At 70.9% G+C, this 14,706-nt stretch carries 14 protein-coding genes and 1 pseudogene; 5 read left to right on the top strand and 10 right to left on the bottom strand.

Going from position 1 to position 14,706, the window contains the following annotated elements; genetic code table 11:
- Nucleotides 1-18 precede the first annotated feature (18 nt).
- Together DMH01_RS30810 and DMH01_RS30815 are read right to left on the bottom strand one after the other, a co-directional pair.
- The gene (locus tag DMH01_RS30810; RefSeq protein ID WP_125680902.1) at nt 19-1,728 is read right to left on the bottom strand and encodes a tetratricopeptide repeat protein; all 1,710 of its coding nucleotides are present in this window, start codon (nt 1,726-1,728) and stop codon (nt 19-21) included.
- Nucleotides 1,725-2,900, bottom strand: coding sequence for a 26S protease regulatory subunit (locus DMH01_RS30815; RefSeq protein WP_125680904.1), 1,176 nt, complete (start codon nt 2,898-2,900; stop codon nt 1,725-1,727). Before DMH01_RS30815 ends, DMH01_RS30810 begins: the two co-directional genes overlap by 4 nt.
- Before the next feature lie 134 nt (nt 2,901-3,034).
- Between DMH01_RS30815 and DMH01_RS30820 the strand changes: the two genes are divergently transcribed.
- On the top strand, nt 3,035-4,099 hold the full coding sequence (locus tag DMH01_RS30820) for a DUF5925 domain-containing protein (RefSeq protein ID WP_233621718.1): 1,065 nt from the start codon (nt 3,035-3,037) through the stop codon (nt 4,097-4,099).
- Nucleotides 4,100-4,149: 50 nt separating this feature from the next.
- Here the strand turns inward: DMH01_RS30820 and DMH01_RS30825 are convergent, their stop codons facing one another.
- Nucleotides 4,150-4,377: a hypothetical protein gene (locus DMH01_RS30825; RefSeq protein ID WP_125680906.1), complete on the bottom strand. Its 228-nt coding sequence runs from the start codon at nt 4,375-4,377 to the stop codon at nt 4,150-4,152.
- 100 nt (nt 4,378-4,477) lie between these two features.
- Between DMH01_RS30825 and DMH01_RS30830 the strand changes: the two genes are divergently transcribed.
- The gene (locus DMH01_RS30830) at nt 4,478-5,572 is read left to right on the top strand and encodes a hypothetical protein (protein WP_199745689.1); all 1,095 of its coding nucleotides are present in this window, start codon (nt 4,478-4,480) and stop codon (nt 5,570-5,572) included.
- Between the two features lie 75 nt (nt 5,573-5,647).
- Here DMH01_RS30830 and DMH01_RS30835 read toward each other — a convergent pair whose 3' ends face one another.
- From DMH01_RS30835 to DMH01_RS30865, 7 genes are read right to left on the bottom strand one after another with little or no spacing between them, the layout of a single operon-like run.
- Entirely contained in the window at nt 5,648-7,177 is a 1,530-nt protein-coding gene (locus DMH01_RS30835; protein ID WP_125680908.1) for an FAD-dependent oxidoreductase, read from the bottom strand.
- Complete coding sequence (locus DMH01_RS30840; RefSeq protein WP_125680910.1) at nt 7,174-7,893, bottom strand: class I SAM-dependent methyltransferase; 720 nt, start codon at nt 7,891-7,893, stop codon at nt 7,174-7,176. The genes DMH01_RS30835 and DMH01_RS30840 overlap by 4 nt, the downstream gene beginning before the upstream one ends.
- Complete coding sequence (locus DMH01_RS30845; RefSeq protein ID WP_125680912.1) at nt 7,890-8,210, bottom strand: lycopene cyclase domain-containing protein; 321 nt, start codon at nt 8,208-8,210, stop codon at nt 7,890-7,892. The genes DMH01_RS30840 and DMH01_RS30845 overlap by 4 nt, the downstream gene beginning before the upstream one ends.
- Nucleotides 8,207-8,548: a lycopene cyclase domain-containing protein gene (locus DMH01_RS30850; protein ID WP_125680914.1), complete on the bottom strand. Its 342-nt coding sequence runs from the start codon at nt 8,546-8,548 to the stop codon at nt 8,207-8,209. The genes DMH01_RS30845 and DMH01_RS30850 overlap by 4 nt, the downstream gene beginning before the upstream one ends.
- Nucleotides 8,549-9,511, bottom strand: coding sequence for a phytoene/squalene synthase family protein (locus DMH01_RS30855; protein ID WP_125680916.1), 963 nt, complete (start codon nt 9,509-9,511; stop codon nt 8,549-8,551).
- Complete coding sequence (gene crtI / locus DMH01_RS30860; protein WP_125680918.1) at nt 9,508-11,025, bottom strand: phytoene desaturase family protein; 1,518 nt, start codon at nt 11,023-11,025, stop codon at nt 9,508-9,510. Before crtI ends, DMH01_RS30855 begins: the two co-directional genes overlap by 4 nt.
- Complete coding sequence (locus DMH01_RS30865; protein ID WP_125680920.1) at nt 11,022-12,122, bottom strand: polyprenyl synthetase family protein; 1,101 nt, start codon at nt 12,120-12,122, stop codon at nt 11,022-11,024. Before DMH01_RS30865 ends, crtI begins: the two co-directional genes overlap by 4 nt.
- Before the next feature lie 420 nt (nt 12,123-12,542).
- Between DMH01_RS30865 and DMH01_RS30870 the strand changes: the two genes are divergently transcribed.
- From DMH01_RS30870 to DMH01_RS30880, 3 genes and pseudogenes are all read left to right on the top strand, one after another.
- A complete protein-coding gene (locus tag DMH01_RS30870) occupies nt 12,543-13,433 on the top strand; it encodes a MerR family transcriptional regulator (protein ID WP_125680922.1) in 891 nt (296 codons plus the stop codon).
- A 69-nt stretch (nt 13,434-13,502) separates the two neighbouring features.
- On the top strand, nt 13,503-14,531 hold the full coding sequence (locus tag DMH01_RS30875) for a DUF5914 domain-containing protein (protein ID WP_199745690.1): 1,029 nt from the start codon (nt 13,503-13,505) through the stop codon (nt 14,529-14,531).
- A pseudogene (locus DMH01_RS30880) lies at nt 14,518-14,634 on the top strand (FAD-dependent oxidoreductase); the annotation flags it as partial. The gene DMH01_RS30875 and the pseudogene DMH01_RS30880, both read left to right, overlap by 14 nt.
- Nucleotides 14,635-14,706 lie beyond the last annotated feature (72 nt).

Consider the following 14,706-nt stretch of genomic DNA (forward strand, 5'->3'; position numbering starts at 1 on the left):
GCCACTCGGGGCCACCGCTCAGCTATCGGAGGCCACGAAGATCCGGACGAGTTTCCCGGCTCCCCACACCAAACCGAGCCGATGCCCGGCGAGGTCGTAGTCGACCGTGGTCTCGCCGTTGGCGCGGTTCACCCAGCTGTCCCGCGCGAGCGCGCCGCCCGCCCGCAGGTAGTCGTCGACCTGGTGGCTGTATCCGCCGAGGTCGAGCCCGGAGATCACCCGGTCGGCGCTCGGGCAGCGCGCGACATCGACGGTGACCCTCTTCACCAGCCCGTCGAGCGCCACGATGTTGACGCCGTCGGCATTCGGCATGTCCGGGGCCAGCTCAGTGCGCCGGACGGTCGAACCGGGGAAGAGCTCGCGCAGTTCCGTGTACGCCGCGGAGTCCTCGGGCGCACCCAGCGCGTCGCACATCGTCACGATGACGCCGCTCAGCGGCTCCCCGGAGGCAGGGGGCTCCTCGGTCTTCAGCGGCGCCGGTCGCGGGTCCCGGCCGCCGAAGCCGGCCACCCGGTCCCAGATCCAGTCGGCCATCGAGTCGGCGACGGGCTCGTCGGGCTGACCTGGCCGTCGCCGGACCAGCGCCCCGAACGCGACGGCGACCAGGTACGTCCCGTCGTCGTCGGTCATCACCTGTTCCCAGAGTTCGTTCTCGGGCCAGTCGGGGTGCGCCGCCCGGTCGGCCTCGATCTCGGCGTCCATGGCGAGGATCTCGGCCGCCGACAGCAGCCGGAACGGCTCCGCCAGCCCCCAGGCCGCACCGGAACCGGGCTGCTGGCCGTTGTGCCAGGTGAGCAGATCCTCCGCGACCATGGCGCCGACCTTCTCGTCGCCCTCGGCCAGCTCGGCGGGCGTGGCTCCCGGCCGCAGGGTGGCGCGCAGCTCGTCGGGCAGCACCGCTTCCAGCGCCGTCAGCGCGGAACCCAGATCGGTGCCGATCTTCATGTCGCGGATCTGCCGCCACGCCATCTCGAGCGCGCCGGTGCGGCGGATGTCGTCCAGGGTGATGTTGTCGCCACGTGCCTTCTCGACGATCCCCAGCATCGTCCGAGCGGTGTCCACCAGGCTGTGCAGCAGGTCGTCGGTCGGATCTTCACGCAGCAGCCGAAGACCGAGTTGTTCCGCGTCGTCGAACCGGTACTGCGCCAGGTAGGCGTAGCCGAGCAACATGGCGACCCAGGGGTCCGCCGCGTTGGCCCGGATGGCCTCTTCGGCCGCGGGAGCGAACCGTTCGGGTGGTGCGGCACTCTCCAGCAGGTACTCCGCGCGTTTCCCCAGCGCCTTGGGAAGCTGGCCGGGCGCCGTCCGCGAGCACAGAGTCACCGCCTCGTCGAGTTGGCGCCACCCTTCCTCGTGGTCCCCGGAGAGCGCCTGGGCGGAGCCCAACTGCATCCAGTCGTCCCAGCCCTCGTGCTCGTGGGCCAGTACCGTGCGCGCCCACCGCAGCGCCTCGGGATGGTCGTGTCCGGCCAACGCCAGACGCCGAAGCGCCCGAGCCGCCCAGATGAACTGGCTGTCGCGGCGACCGGCTACCCGAAGGAAGAGACGCCGCGCCTCGTCCGCGTCGCCGCAGGTCTCACGGTGGTAGCCGAGCACCATCAACGCGCTGCTTCGCTCCGGCTGGGTCGCGAGCACCTTTACCGCCAGCTCGGCGACCTTGGGATGCGTCGGCTGTGCTTCGAGGAGTTCCCAGGCGAGGTCGAGGTCGCGCTCGACGTCGTCGCTCATCGCATGCCTCGCTTCACCCGGTACGCCCGCAGCTGGTCGAAGGTCCCGTCGTCGACGCCGTATTCGAGGACCGGCGCGACCTGGTCGAACCAGGACGTCGTGGACGGGGTGACGCCGCCGACCGCGCCCAGGAGCGCGTCGGTGGTGACGGGCACCAGTTCGCCCCTGCTCATCGACTCGACCATCGCCTTCTGCAGCACGGTGGTCGTCAGGTGGCTGAGGTCGGCACCGGAGAACCCCTCGGTCGCCGCCGCGACGGCCACGACGTCGACATCGGCGGCGGGTTTGCCCGCCAGGGCGCCCTGGACGATCGCCGCCCTGGCGACCGCGTCCGGTGGCAGCACCAGCACCGTCTTGTCGATCCGGCCCGGACGGCGCAGCGCGGAGTCGATGTCCCACGGCCGGTTCGTCGCGGCCAGGAAGTAGACCCCGTCGTTCCTGCCCGCCATGCCGTCGAGCTCCTCCAGAAGCTGGGTGACGAGCATCCGCATCGCCTGCGATCCGCCACCGCCGGAGGTACGCCGTCCGCCGAGCGCGTCGAACTCGTCGAAGAAGATCACGCACGGCGTCGCCGCGCGGGCGTGGCGGAACACGCTCTGGATCGCCTTCTCGCTCTCCCCGATCCACTTGCTGAGCAGGTCCGCGAGGGTCACGTGGAGGAAGGACGCGCCGAGATCGCCGGCGATCGCCCTGGCGATGAACGTCTTGCCGCACCCCGGCGGGCCGTACATCAGCAGCGACCCGCCGGGCTTCTGCCCGAACGCCGCCGCCAGCTCGGGGTTGCGCAGCGGAGCGAGGAACGCGGTGTCCAGGTGCTGCTTGACCTCGGCGAGACCCGCGACGTCGGTCAGCGTCACCGCCGGGCGCTCGGCGTCCCACAGCGACGCCGGCACAGTGGTTTCCTCGGGATCCTCGTCGGCCGGAGCCGGGACCGGGGTCGAGGTGCGCAACCGCGCCGCCATCAGCCGGGCGCGCAGCAGCCGGACCCGCGCCGGATCACCGCCGTGGGCCTCGAACGCCGCCAGTTCGGTGGCGGCGCGTTCCGGTTCCCGCTCCAGCAGCAGCGTGATGAAGTCTTCGCGCAACGCCAGGTTGCCGGGATCGGCCTCCACCTCGCGCGCGATCACCTCGACGAAGCCGTCGTCCGGTTCGGGGCTGTTCTCTCTGGTCATTCTGTTCTCTCTCGTCCGCGCCGCGGCCGTGTCCGGTTCAGTTCCGGCGACGGTACCCGAGCATGATCCCTATCAGGGGCGAATCGGGGACGGTCCCTGATGTGCGCCGGCCTCGCCGGATGGATCGTGGCGTGGTGACAGCAACGACAACCGAGTCATCCCGACCTCTGACGACCGATACGCTCGACCGGGCGATGTTCTTCGGCGGCAACGCGCCGATGGAAGGCGTGCTCAATTCGCTGGCGATGGAGCCGTTCATCACCGGTGCGCAACCACACTCACGGGCCGCCGAAATCACCGAGGTCTCCCCGGAGGCGACGCTGCTGCCCCCAGGAGTCAGCGCGGATCTGACGTACGAACTCGACGGGCGGCACTCACACCTCGCCTTCGGACCTGAATGGACACTCGTCGCGTTGCGGAGACGAGCCGGTGCCGCGACCGTGTGCGTGTCCGCCACGTCCGGCGAGCTGGCGGACGAGGTGCTCGCGGCCGCTGTCCGAACGGCACGGACGGGGACGCCGGGGGAGTCGGCCGTACCGGTCGGTTTCTGGCACGTGCAAGGGTGCGGTGGCGCCGGCGTGCGCGCACCCCGGACCATGGACTTGCCGCCGTGGCAGGAGATCCGCGGCAACTATCCGCGGTCGGCGGTGACCGCGCTCGACACACTCATGACGGTGCGCCCGCAGGACGTCACCGGCAGGTTGATACTCCTCCACGGCCCCGCGGGCACCGGCAAGACGACCGCCGTGCGCGCACTCGCGCACGAATGGCGGGACTGGTGCCAGGTCGACAACGTCCTCGACCCCGAGGTCCTGTTCGCCGATCCGGGCTATCTGACGTCGGTGGTGCTCGGTGAGGAGCGAGCGGACGCGCGGAAATGGCGGCTGCTCATCCTCGAGGACTGCGACGAACTGGTCGGCGCGGACGCGAAGCGCGACTCCGGGCAGGCCCTGTCCCGGCTGCTCAACCTGACGGATGGCCTGCTCGGGCAGGGCCTGGACATCCTGGTCTGCCTGACCACCAACGAGAACGTCGCGCGGTTGCACCCCGCGGTGGTCCGGCCGGGCCGCTGCCTCGCGGAGATCGAGATCCCGCCGCTGCCCCAAGCCGAGGCGGCCACTTGGCTGGGCACCGGTGCGGAGATCGGCGCGGAGGGCGCCACCCTCGCCGAGCTGTATCGCCTGCGAACCGCGGTCTAGGCCGGGCTGGACGGGGTTCGCCGTTCGCCGGATTCGCGGAGGCCGGGCTGTTAGGGTCCGGCCATGCGGGTGTGGTGGTGTGGCCTGGTCATAGGCGCGGTCGCGCTGCTCGGCGCGTGCGGCGGAGGTGGATCGGGGAGGGGCCAGGTGGTGCCCTCGACGACGCTGACGACCCCGGCGACAGGCCTCGTGCCGACGACGACGCGGCCGACGGAGCCCCCGGTGACCACCACGACCCAGAGGACGACGCCCACCACGACGCCCACCACGACGCGCACGACGACGCGTCACACCACGACTCAGCGCAAGACGACGACCGCGAATCGCCCGACGGCCCCGCGCCGCACCCCTCCCCGAACGCGGTGAGGATCTGCTCAGATGATGGAGAGCGCGCGGCGTGAGTTGGAACGGATGCGAGCATCGTCCGATGCGTGGCGAGAGCTGCGCTATGAGCGTGCCGTGGACGCCGATGGCGACGGGAACGCGATGCGGCGCGCCAAGGTGTTGTGGGCGCTGCAATACGACCGCCGTCCCGAAGATCTCCCGCTGGTGCGGTGGTTGGCCCGGCAGGAGGCGTCGTGCCGTCACGAGGCGCCGTTCCAGGGACTGAGCGAGGAAACCGAGCTCGCCGGTTTCCTGCTCGCCGAATACCGGCAGGTGGAGGACGTGTGGCTGCACTGGGAAATCAAGGTGGCGAATTTCGACACCTGGGGTGGCTACGATCTTGAACACCTGTTCGCCGCTGGAGCACGGGTCACCACCGCCTTCGTCCGCGGCAGCGGGCATACCGACCGTGCCGCGGTACTCGAGCGTTTGCTCGACGACAAGGGCAGGCCCTGCGTATCCGAGGAGCGCCTGGCGAAGTGGTCGCAGCGCAAGCGCTCTCGCTTCCCGACGGATCCGGCCGCCGAGGACCCGCTCACCTGGGTCGAGCGCGCCCATCAGATCGGCGACCGCGAACTGGCCCGTCAGGAGCTGGACCGATGGGCGGCCGGCCGCGAGCGGGACAAGGAAACACTGAGCCGGCTTCGCTACTACCTGGCCGGATTGGGGGCGTTCGCCGAGGCGGCTCGAGCGCAGCGTGAGACCCTGGCGTTCGCCGGCGACGGTCGGGATTCGGCGTCGGCTTGGCAGACCCTTGCCGGGCTGGAACGCCAGGCAGGCGACCACCAAGCCGCCTGGCAAGCGCTGCGTGAGTGCCGCCGAGCCCTGGAAGACGTGTCCGGATGGTCGGAGCTGGGGCTGGGCCGGATGTACGTGGAGGAACTGTTCCTGCTCGCCGGCTCCGCGGAGGGCGAACTCGCCGGGGTGGTGTTCGCCGAGGCGGACCGTCAGGCTCGCGACATGCCCGGCCTGTCACTTGTGGTGTTGCGAAGCGCCGCCGAAGCGGCAGGCAAGATCGGCGACCAGACCAGAGCCGAGCACTACCGGAACCTCCGCGATGCGGAGCAACAGCGCATCGACACCGCATAGGGGGCCGAGCCCCCGTCCCCGGTGAGGGCTGGCGGTTTCCGACGTGGCGTTCGACGGCTCGCGCGGCTGACGCGTTCAGCCGGGCTTCGAGGCGGCCAGCCGGTTCAGCAGGCGGATCCGGCCGTGGTTGGGGACCGAGCGGATCGGGTGCCCGGCGAGGCCCCAGTGCCCGAGAAGGGTGTTCGCCGCGGTCCAGCCGGTGGCGGCCGCGCGTTCCATGAGGGCGACCGGGAGGTCGATCCGGATGCCGTCGCCCGCGAGCGCGAGGGCCGGGTCCGGGGTTGCCACCGTGGGCCGCCGGGCGAAGTCGCCGACGCCGAACAGCGGGCAGTCTTCGCGCCACAACGTGATGTCGCCGACGACGCGGGCGTCCCGGGTTTCCGGGTAGATCTCGCGGAGGCGGCTTTCCAGCGCCTTTTCCAACCCGCTCGAATCCTCGGTGGCGGCCGCGTAGGCGTGTAGTTCGACGACCGATCCGCCGGTGCGGGCGGCCCAGCGCCGGGCTTCTCCTTCGTACCGGTCGAGCAGGCTGATGTTGTCCAGCGGCGGGATGCTTCCGGTGCCGAGGAACGGTGGACGACGCGGCTCGACCGGGCGGTCCAGCCAGAGCCGCCGGACCAGGAAGGGCGGGGCGGTACGCAAACCGCCGACGCCGGCTCGCCAGGTCTCGGTGCCGATATCCGGTGAAGCGGCGACGATTTCGCGCAGCCCGGAGACGTCGCAGGCGAGGACCACGCCGTCGAAGTTCTCCGTCCGGCCGCCTGATTCGATGGCGAACCCTTCCGGGGTCCGGCCGAGGCCGGTCACCGTCGTGCCGGTGCGGATGTCGGCGCGGCGGCCGGTGAGATAGCCGGCGAGCGGGTCCCAGAGCGCTTGGGGGAACGGCTCGGTCGGTACGTCGAAGACCAGACCTTCGCTGGAGCCCAGGAAATACAGATGGAACATGGTCGCCAGCTCGGCGGCCGACAGGTCACGCGGGTCGGCGAAGAAGCTGCGGGAGAAGACCTCGAACGCGAGGTGCTTGGCGGCGGGCGGGAAGTTGATCGCTTCGAGGAAGGTCGAGGCGTCGGTGCGGTCGAGCCGATGGTAGATCTCCGGCACGCTGACCGTCGCCAGTGGCAACGCCTCGCGGCCGCTGAGGTGCAGCAGATCCTTGCGGGTGAAGGTCGGGCTACGCCAGGCGAACGCCATCGCGTTCCACGGCGGGGTGCGCGGAAGCCCGGCGAAGGTGTCGATGCGGCCATGTGCGTCCAGCAGCGGGTAGTCGGTCAGCGGGGTGAGCCGGTCCAACCGCGGATCGGTGCGCGCGAGCAGGGCGCGCAGGTTGTAGTACTGACGGAAGAAGGCGTGGAAACCCCGGCTCATGGTCACCGCGGTGCCGTCCGCGAGCCGTTCCCGCCAGCCGCCGACGCGCCCGCCGAGATGGTTCTCGCGTTCGAAGACGGTGACGGCGACGCCGCGTTCGGCCAGTCCGGTCGCCGCGGTGAGCCCGGCGATGCCGCCGCCCACGATCGCGGCGGTGGGACGCCGTCCGAGCAGTCCGGCGTCGGCCAGCCCCGGTGGGGCCTGCCGGGTGACGCGGCGGGGATCCCTGGGGCGGGTCACCTCGTCTCCGGGGGCGCGGTGCCGACGACGGTGTGGACGATGCCCCGCTGCCAGCCGCCGACGGTCGCGGTGTGGACGTCGGTGAAGCCGGCGTCGGTGAGGCGCCGGGCGAGTGCGGTGACGCCGTCGAACTCGAGGACGCTGCGGCGGAGATGACGGTAAAGCGTGGTGTCGCCGGTGGTGAGCTTTCCGAGCGGGATGATCACGCCCGCGCAGACGGCGTTCCAGACCCAACGGGCGCGCCGGGAGTCGCGGACGGAGTACTCGTGCACGGCGAGCCGGCCACCCGGCCGGAGCAGTTCGCGCAGCCGGCGCAACTGCGTGGTCGGGTCGGTGAGGTTGCGCAGCAGGTACGCCGCCAAGATCCCGTCGAACGGACCGTGGATCCCGGCCAGCTCCTCGACCGGGGTGTGCACGAATTCGACGCTGCCGGGCCAGGTCTTGCTCCGGGCTCGCTCCAGCATTTCGCCGGACGCGTCGAAGGCGGTGATCCGGGCGGACGGCAGCACTGAAAGGAGGGCGGCCGTGGACGCGCCGGTTCCGCAGCCGGCGTCCAGCACCCGCGGTCCAGGAGCGGCGAGCCGACGGGCGGAAAGGCGCAAATGCTCGTGGTAGCCGGGATTCGCGCCGACGAGCCGGTCGTAGAACCGGGCTTCGGTGTCGAAGGCCGAAGGCACGGTCTCGCGGGGCAAACCGTCTCGCGCCATGGCGTTCATCGCGCATCCTCTCGTGATCGGGCTCGTTCCCACAGCAGCAGCACGGCGGTCACCATGGCGAAGCCGAAGAGGAAGTCTTCGACCGGGATGTCCCACGGGAACCGCCAGCCGGTGATGTGTTCGGGCGCGTAGCGGACGATCGGCGCGGACAACTTGGTCAGCCAGCCGTCGACGGGGATCTGGAAGCCGGTGACGATCACCATGGTGAGCCAGTAGGCGGGTTTGCGGAACAGCCCGGTCTTCAGCAAGGCGAGCTCGAACAGTACGACCACGATCACCGAGACGAGGGCCGGAACGGTGTAACCCCAAGGGATCATCGCCGGACCGCCTGTTTTCCCCGGCGCCGGGCCGCGGCGAGGGTGAGCTGGACCGCTTCGTAGGTCAGCACCCCGCAGATCGGGATCACGACGAAGAACAGGATCTCTTCCAGCGGAAGGGAAAACGGCGCGCGGACACCGGTGACGAATTCGGGCGCGTAACTCCAGACCTCGCCGGCGATCGCCACCGCGTCCCAGACGAGGAAGACCACGGCCACCGGGAGCAGCGCGCGGGCGAGGCGTTTCGGCTGCCGGTAGACCCGGGCGCCTGCGATCTCCAGCGGCAGCGTCACCAGGACGCAGGCCGCCAGTACGACCAGATACTCGACCTTGCCCACTCAGCCCACCGCCGACGGGGGAGCGGGGGCGGGATGCCGCGTCCGAGCCCACTGCGAACGAGCGAGCGCGCCGCAGGCGACCTTGAGCCGGCGGCGCCGGGACACCTTCGCCCGGCCGGCGAAGACGTCGTGGTCGGCGTCTTCGATCCGGTCGAGGATCTCCCCGTACAGGGTCGCGGCGGTGGCCACACAGGGGCGTGAGACCGGATGCAGCATCGCGATTCCCGGCCGCGCTTCGGCGTAGACGCGCCGGGTCACCGCGATCTGTTCCTTGATCGCGGCCCGCAAGCGTACGTCGGCTCGTCCGTGCTCGGCGCACCAGGAGAGCCGTTCGCGGTCGACGTCGTGCTCCTTGAGTTCGTCGGCGGGCAGATAGACCCTGCCGCGCTCGAAGTCCTCGGCGACGTCGCGGAGGAAGTTGGTCAGCTGGAAGGCCTTGCCGAGCGCGGCTGCCCGCGGTGCCGCCTCTTCGCGGGGCGCGACCGCGCCGAGGATCGGGAGCACTTGCAGGCCGATCACCTCCGCCGAACCGCGCACGTACTCGTCGAGGTCGCCCCTGGTGGCGTAGTCGGTGACGCTCAAGTCCATGCGCATCGACGTGAAGAAGTCGCGGAAGAGCGGTTCCTCCAGCTCGTACCTGGCCGCCGTGTCGATCACCGCCGTCAGCAGGGGATCGTCACTCGTGCCCGCGGTCAGGTCGGCGAGAAACCGATCCTCCACTTCGGACAGTCGTGCGGCAAGGGACTCCGGGGTGGCGTCCGCGTCGGGCTCGTCGACGATGTCGTCCAGCCATCGCGCGAATCCGTAGAGCGCGTGGACGGCGGGCCGTTGCGCGGGGGTCAGCATGCGGGTCGCCAGGAAGTACGTCCGGCCGTGCCGGGCGTTGACGTCGCGGCACCAGCTGTACGCGGCCCGCAGGCCCGGTTCGTGGATGTCGGCGGCGTCGAGTTCGCGTCTGGTCATCGGCTCGCCTCCCCTGCCAGGTCGAGGACACGCGAGCGGCGCCCGGGCACGCCGGTGATCCGGTCGGCGGCCAGCCTGCCGGAGATCAGCACGGTCGGCACGCCCACTCCCGGCACCGTTGCTCCTCCCGCCAGGACGACGTTTTCGGTGCCACGGGGGAGGTTCCGTGGCCGGAACGGTCCTGTTTGGACGAAAGAATGCGCGTAGCCGAAGGGCGTTCCGGCCACGTGTCCGCGGCCTGCCCAGTCCGCGGGGCTGATGACCTCGGTGAACTCGGGTTCGAAATCCGGCAGGAGCCGCTGCCGCGCGACGGCGAGGATCTCCTCCGCGTACGGCCCGGCGTCGGCGGCCCAATCCGCGGGGCCCCGGTCGAGATTCGGGACCGGCGCGAGGATCGAGTAGAGCTGACGGCCCGGCGGCGCGAGGCCCGGATCGGTCGCGGTCGGCCGGGTGATCAGCAGGGACGGGTCGCTCATGCGGCGGCCGGTGGTGATCAGCTCGTCGAAGGTCGAGCGCCAGCCGTGACCGAAGGAAATGGTGTGGTGCCCGACGCCGGGCCGGGTATCGGGGCCGCCGGTGTGCAGGATCAGCGCCGACGGCGCGGCCCGCAGCGGAACAGGCCGCTTCGGCGCTCGGCCGAGCAGCCGGTAGCTCTCGGGCAACTCGGTCGTCAGGACGACGGCGTCGCACGGATGACGTTCGCCGGCGGCCGTGCGGACCGCGTGGATCCGGCCGCCGTCGCGTTCGAGCGTATGCACGGGGTCGCCGTAGTGGAAGGTGACACCGTTCTCGGCGGCGACCCGGGCGAGCGCCTGGGGGAGGGCCGCGACCCCGCCGGGCGGGAAGTACACGCCGCCGACGGTGTCCATATAGGAAATGACCGCGTACAGCGCCAGCGCCCGCATCGGCGACTCGCCCGCGTAGAGCGCTTGGAAGGTGAACACCCGCTTCAGCCGCTCGTCGGACAGGAAAGACCCGATCTTCGGGTCCAGCCGCCGGAATCCGCCCAGCGCCACCAGACGGGCCAGGTCCGGGTTGAGCATGCCCAGCGGTGAGTCGATGTTCGAGTCGATGAACCGGCCGAACTCGGTGCGGTAGAGCCGGGTCAGCCAGTCGCGCAGGCGGAGGTAGCCCGCGGCCTCGGCGGGTCCGGCGAACTCGCGTACCGTGTCCGTCATCGCCGCGGCGTCGGTGTGCACGGGCAGGGTGCTGCCGTCGGCGAACTGTGCCAGGTAGGCCGGGTCGAGCCGGGTGAGCGGCAGTTCGTCGTCCAGTTCGGCGCCCACGGCGCCGAAGGTGTCCCGCAGGATCGACGGCATGGTCAGCACAGTCGGGCCGGTGTCGAGCAGATAGCCCTCGCGTTCGACGCGCCCCGCGCGGCCACCGGGGCCGGGGTCGCTTTCGAGGACGACGACCTCGCGCCCGCGGCCCGCCAGGTGCAACGCGGCCGCCAGGCCCGACAGCCCCGCTCCCACGACGACGATCCGGTCCGTCCGGCCGGGCACCGTTTTCACTGGTCGCGCTCCGTGCACCGGGCGGCGAGGACGGCCAGCGCGTCCGCGGCCTGCCGGGGGACGACGGCCGGGTCGATGACCGCGAACGCCTTGTCGGCACGTTCCCGGATGAGTTCGCCGAGGCGTTCGCGGGCGCCGGTCGCCGTGATCAGTGCGCACCAGCGGGAGACGGCGTCGTCGTCGACCGTGGTCAGGTTCAGCAGTTCGCCGAACTCGTCGCGCTGCCCTCGGTCGGCCATCTCCACGGCGAGCACCACGACACTGGACGCCTTGCGATCGCGGAGGTCCTGGCCCGCGGGTTTGCCGGTGACCGCGGGATCACCGAAGACGCCGAGCAGGTCGTCCTTGAACTGGAACGCCTCTCCGACCAGGCCGCCGTACTCGGCGAGCGCGGCCATGACGTCCGGCCCGCAGCCCGCCAGCGCGGCGCCGAACTCGAGCGGCCTGCGGACGGTGTAGTTGCCGGACTTCCGGCGCAGCACGTCGAGCAGCGCGTCCCAGCCGGGAAGCGTCCGGGCGTCGTTCACCAGATCGGCGAGTTGCCCCACCGCCAGCTCCGCGCGCATCGCGTCGTACCTTGGCCAGCCGCGCGACAGCGTTTCCGCGTCCAGACCGGACTCCCGGAGCAGCTGCTCCGACCAGACCAGGAAAAGGTCGCCGGCGAGCGTCGCCGCGGATTCGCCGAACCGCTCGGCGGAGCCACTCCACCCCTGTTCGGCATGCCACCGCGCGAAGCGCACGTGCAGCGCGGGACGGCCCCGTCGCAGCGCCGAGGCGTCCATGACGTCGTCCTGCGCCAGCGCGAAACAATGGAGCAATTCCAGGCTCGACGCGGCCCGCAGAGCGGCGTTCGATTCCGGGCCTCCGCACCGCCAGCCGACATAGGCGAACATCGGCCGGAGGAACTTCCCCCCGGCGAGGAACTCGGGGAGGACGGTTTCCGCGAGTTCACCCTCGCCACGGCCGGAGAAGTGCTCGGCGGCCCGTGCTTCGACGAAACCGTGGGCCTCGGCGAGGCAGCGCCCGCCCAAGGCGTCCAGCCACGCGGCCTGCGCCTCCTTCGACGGCATCGTTCCCGCCGTCATGGTCGACGCCATCCGCCTTCCCTCCGCCGATCCGGTGATTTCGTTTCATAACCGTTTCATGCCTGGTGTACCTTGTCTACTAGATCCGGCGGCGCGCCCGCAACTCGAGCGATATCGCCTGTAGGGCAAGGAAGTCCTGGGATTCCCGGGATTTCCCGGCGCAAACCCGGATCGCTCGCGGATCGAAGAACACCGTCTTGCGGACGAGGGTGGCCCGGACCCCGCCACCCTCAGGAGCCCGGCGCCCCTCGCGCCTGGCTCTGGATGCCCGGCGGCGCCTCGTGCGGACCGGTCCCCTCCCCGGGGCCCCGCCGTGGCGCCGCCGGGCGTTCTTCGTTCCGGGACGTATGCGCCCGCCCACGTCCGGTGACCTCGTAAGCTGCCCGCAGTGATGGCCCTGTGAGCGGGTACCGCACCGGAAACGTGGAATGGATGGGCGTCGACGAGATGAACGGCCGTGGCGGCCCCGAAGCCGGAGGTTCGTGGACCCCCGGCAAGGTCGCCGAGCTGCTGGGCGTCTCGCCGGTCACGCTCCGGACCTGGGCCTCGCGGTATGGCGTCGGCCCCACGTTGCGGGCCGACGGGCGTCACCGCCGTTACTCGGACGCGGACGTTCGCAAGCTGCAACATATGCAACGGCTGATCGACCGGGGGATTCCTGCCAGGGAGGCGGCCGCGGCGGCCTTCTCCGGTGCCGACGTCACGGTCCCCGACGTACCCGTCGGCAGGCTGGTCGGCGAACTGGAGCAGGCCGCGGAAGACCTCGAGTTCGCTTCCCTCGCCGCGCTGCTGGACGAGACCCTCGACGGGGTCGGCGCGGCGGCGACGTGGACCGACGTGTTGCTGCCGATCCTGCGCCGCCTCGGGCGCCGCTGGGCCGGAGGTGACGTGTGTTTCGAGTCGGAGTGGGCGCTCACCACCGAGGTTTCCCTGGCGCTGCAACGCTATGTCGCCCGGTTCGCCACCGTGCCCACCGAACGGGGGGTGCTCATCGCCTGTTGCCCGGACGAGCGGCACAGCCTGCCGGTCGAAGTTCTCCGCGCGTCGCTGCTGGAGATCGGTATTCCCGCTCTCTACCTCGGTCAACTGGTGCCGGCGGAGACCATGGCCGGCCTGGCGTCCAAACTGGATCCGGTGCTGGTGGTGCTGTGGTCGATGTCCGCCGGCACCGTCGACGTCCTGCTGTGCGAGCGTCTGCGGCGGCAGGGGTCCGAGGTCGTCGTCGCCGGTCCCGGCTGGGAGGGACTCAACGTTCATGGCGCGCCTTGGGTCAACGACCTGACCGCCGCGCTGGATGCCGCCGCCGCTCACTTCAAAGCCTGAACCGTTGCGGGATCGCTTCAGGTGCCTGAGGATGGCTGGAGGGACGACGCGCGGCAGAAAGGGCTTCCGGTGGATCTCAGGCGGCAGGTGGTCGAGCGCTGGCCGGCGAAATGGCCGGTCCAGCCGTTCCGGGAACCGGCCTGGGCCCGGCAGGAACCGACCTACCGGGAATGCAGCCCCGCGCTGATCGACGCCGCGGTCGAACGTGCCGACGCGCGTCCGGCAGGCAACTGGTTCGTCGTCGCGGCCAGCCGTGAGATCGGCGCGGACCGGCCACTGGGCTTGCGCGCCGGTGGCCGGGAATTGGTGGCCTGGCGTGGTCCGGACGGTGAGCTGGTCATCGGCCCCGGTGCCTGCCCGCATCTCGGTGCTCCGCTCGAGCAGGCTCGTGTCCATTGTGGAGAGTTGGTCTGCCGGTGGCACGGATTGCGGGTCGGGCCCGGACGGCCGGGCTGGTCGCGGTTGCCGTCCTATGACGACGGGGTGCTCGCCTGGGCTCGCCTCGACCGCTTCGGCGGTGAAAGCCCCACCGAGCGGCCGATCGTGCCGGTCCGTCCGCGAGGCGACGTCACCATCGACGCGGTCGCGACGCTGACCGGGACCTGCGAACCGATGGACGTCGTCGCGAACCGGCTCGACCCTTGGCACGGCGCGTGGTTCCATCCGTACTCGTTCACCCGGCTGAAGGTCCTGTCGGCTCCACAAGGGAACGACGTCAGTGACGCCGAAGACAAGTTCGTCGTCGAGGTGACCTTCCGGCTCGCCGGGAAACTGGGCGTGCCGGTGATCGCCGAGTTCACCTGCCCCGAGCCGCGCACGGTGCTGATGACCATCGTCGACGGCGAAGGCGCGGGCAGCGTGGTCGAAACCCACGCCACCCCGCTCGGGAACGGCCCCGACGGACGACCGCGTACCGCCGTGATCGAGGCGACGATAGCCACGTCCGACCGGCCCGGTTTCGCCAAGGCCACGAGGATCGCACCGGCTCTGCGGCCCCTGATGCGCCGCGCGTCCGCGCGTCTCTGGCGGGACGACCTCGCCTACGCCGAGCGGCGCTATGCCTTGCGAGCGGGAGACGTCGCCGATGGCCGGGCATGAAACCGATGTCGTGATCGTGGGTGCGGGCCTCGCCGGTCTCGCCGCGGCGCTGCACCTTCACCGGGCCGGGATCGCCTGCGTGGTCCTGGAAGCCGGAGACGACCCTTGGCCCCCTCACTGCCAGTCAGATTCGACGAAGGCGCTGACCTGAGGTTATCGAGAACCCGCTGGTCGG

The sequence above is a fragment of the Amycolatopsis sp. WAC 04182 genome (assembly GCF_003947465.1).
Taxonomy (GTDB): Bacteria; Actinomycetota; Actinomycetes; order Mycobacteriales; family Pseudonocardiaceae; genus Amycolatopsis.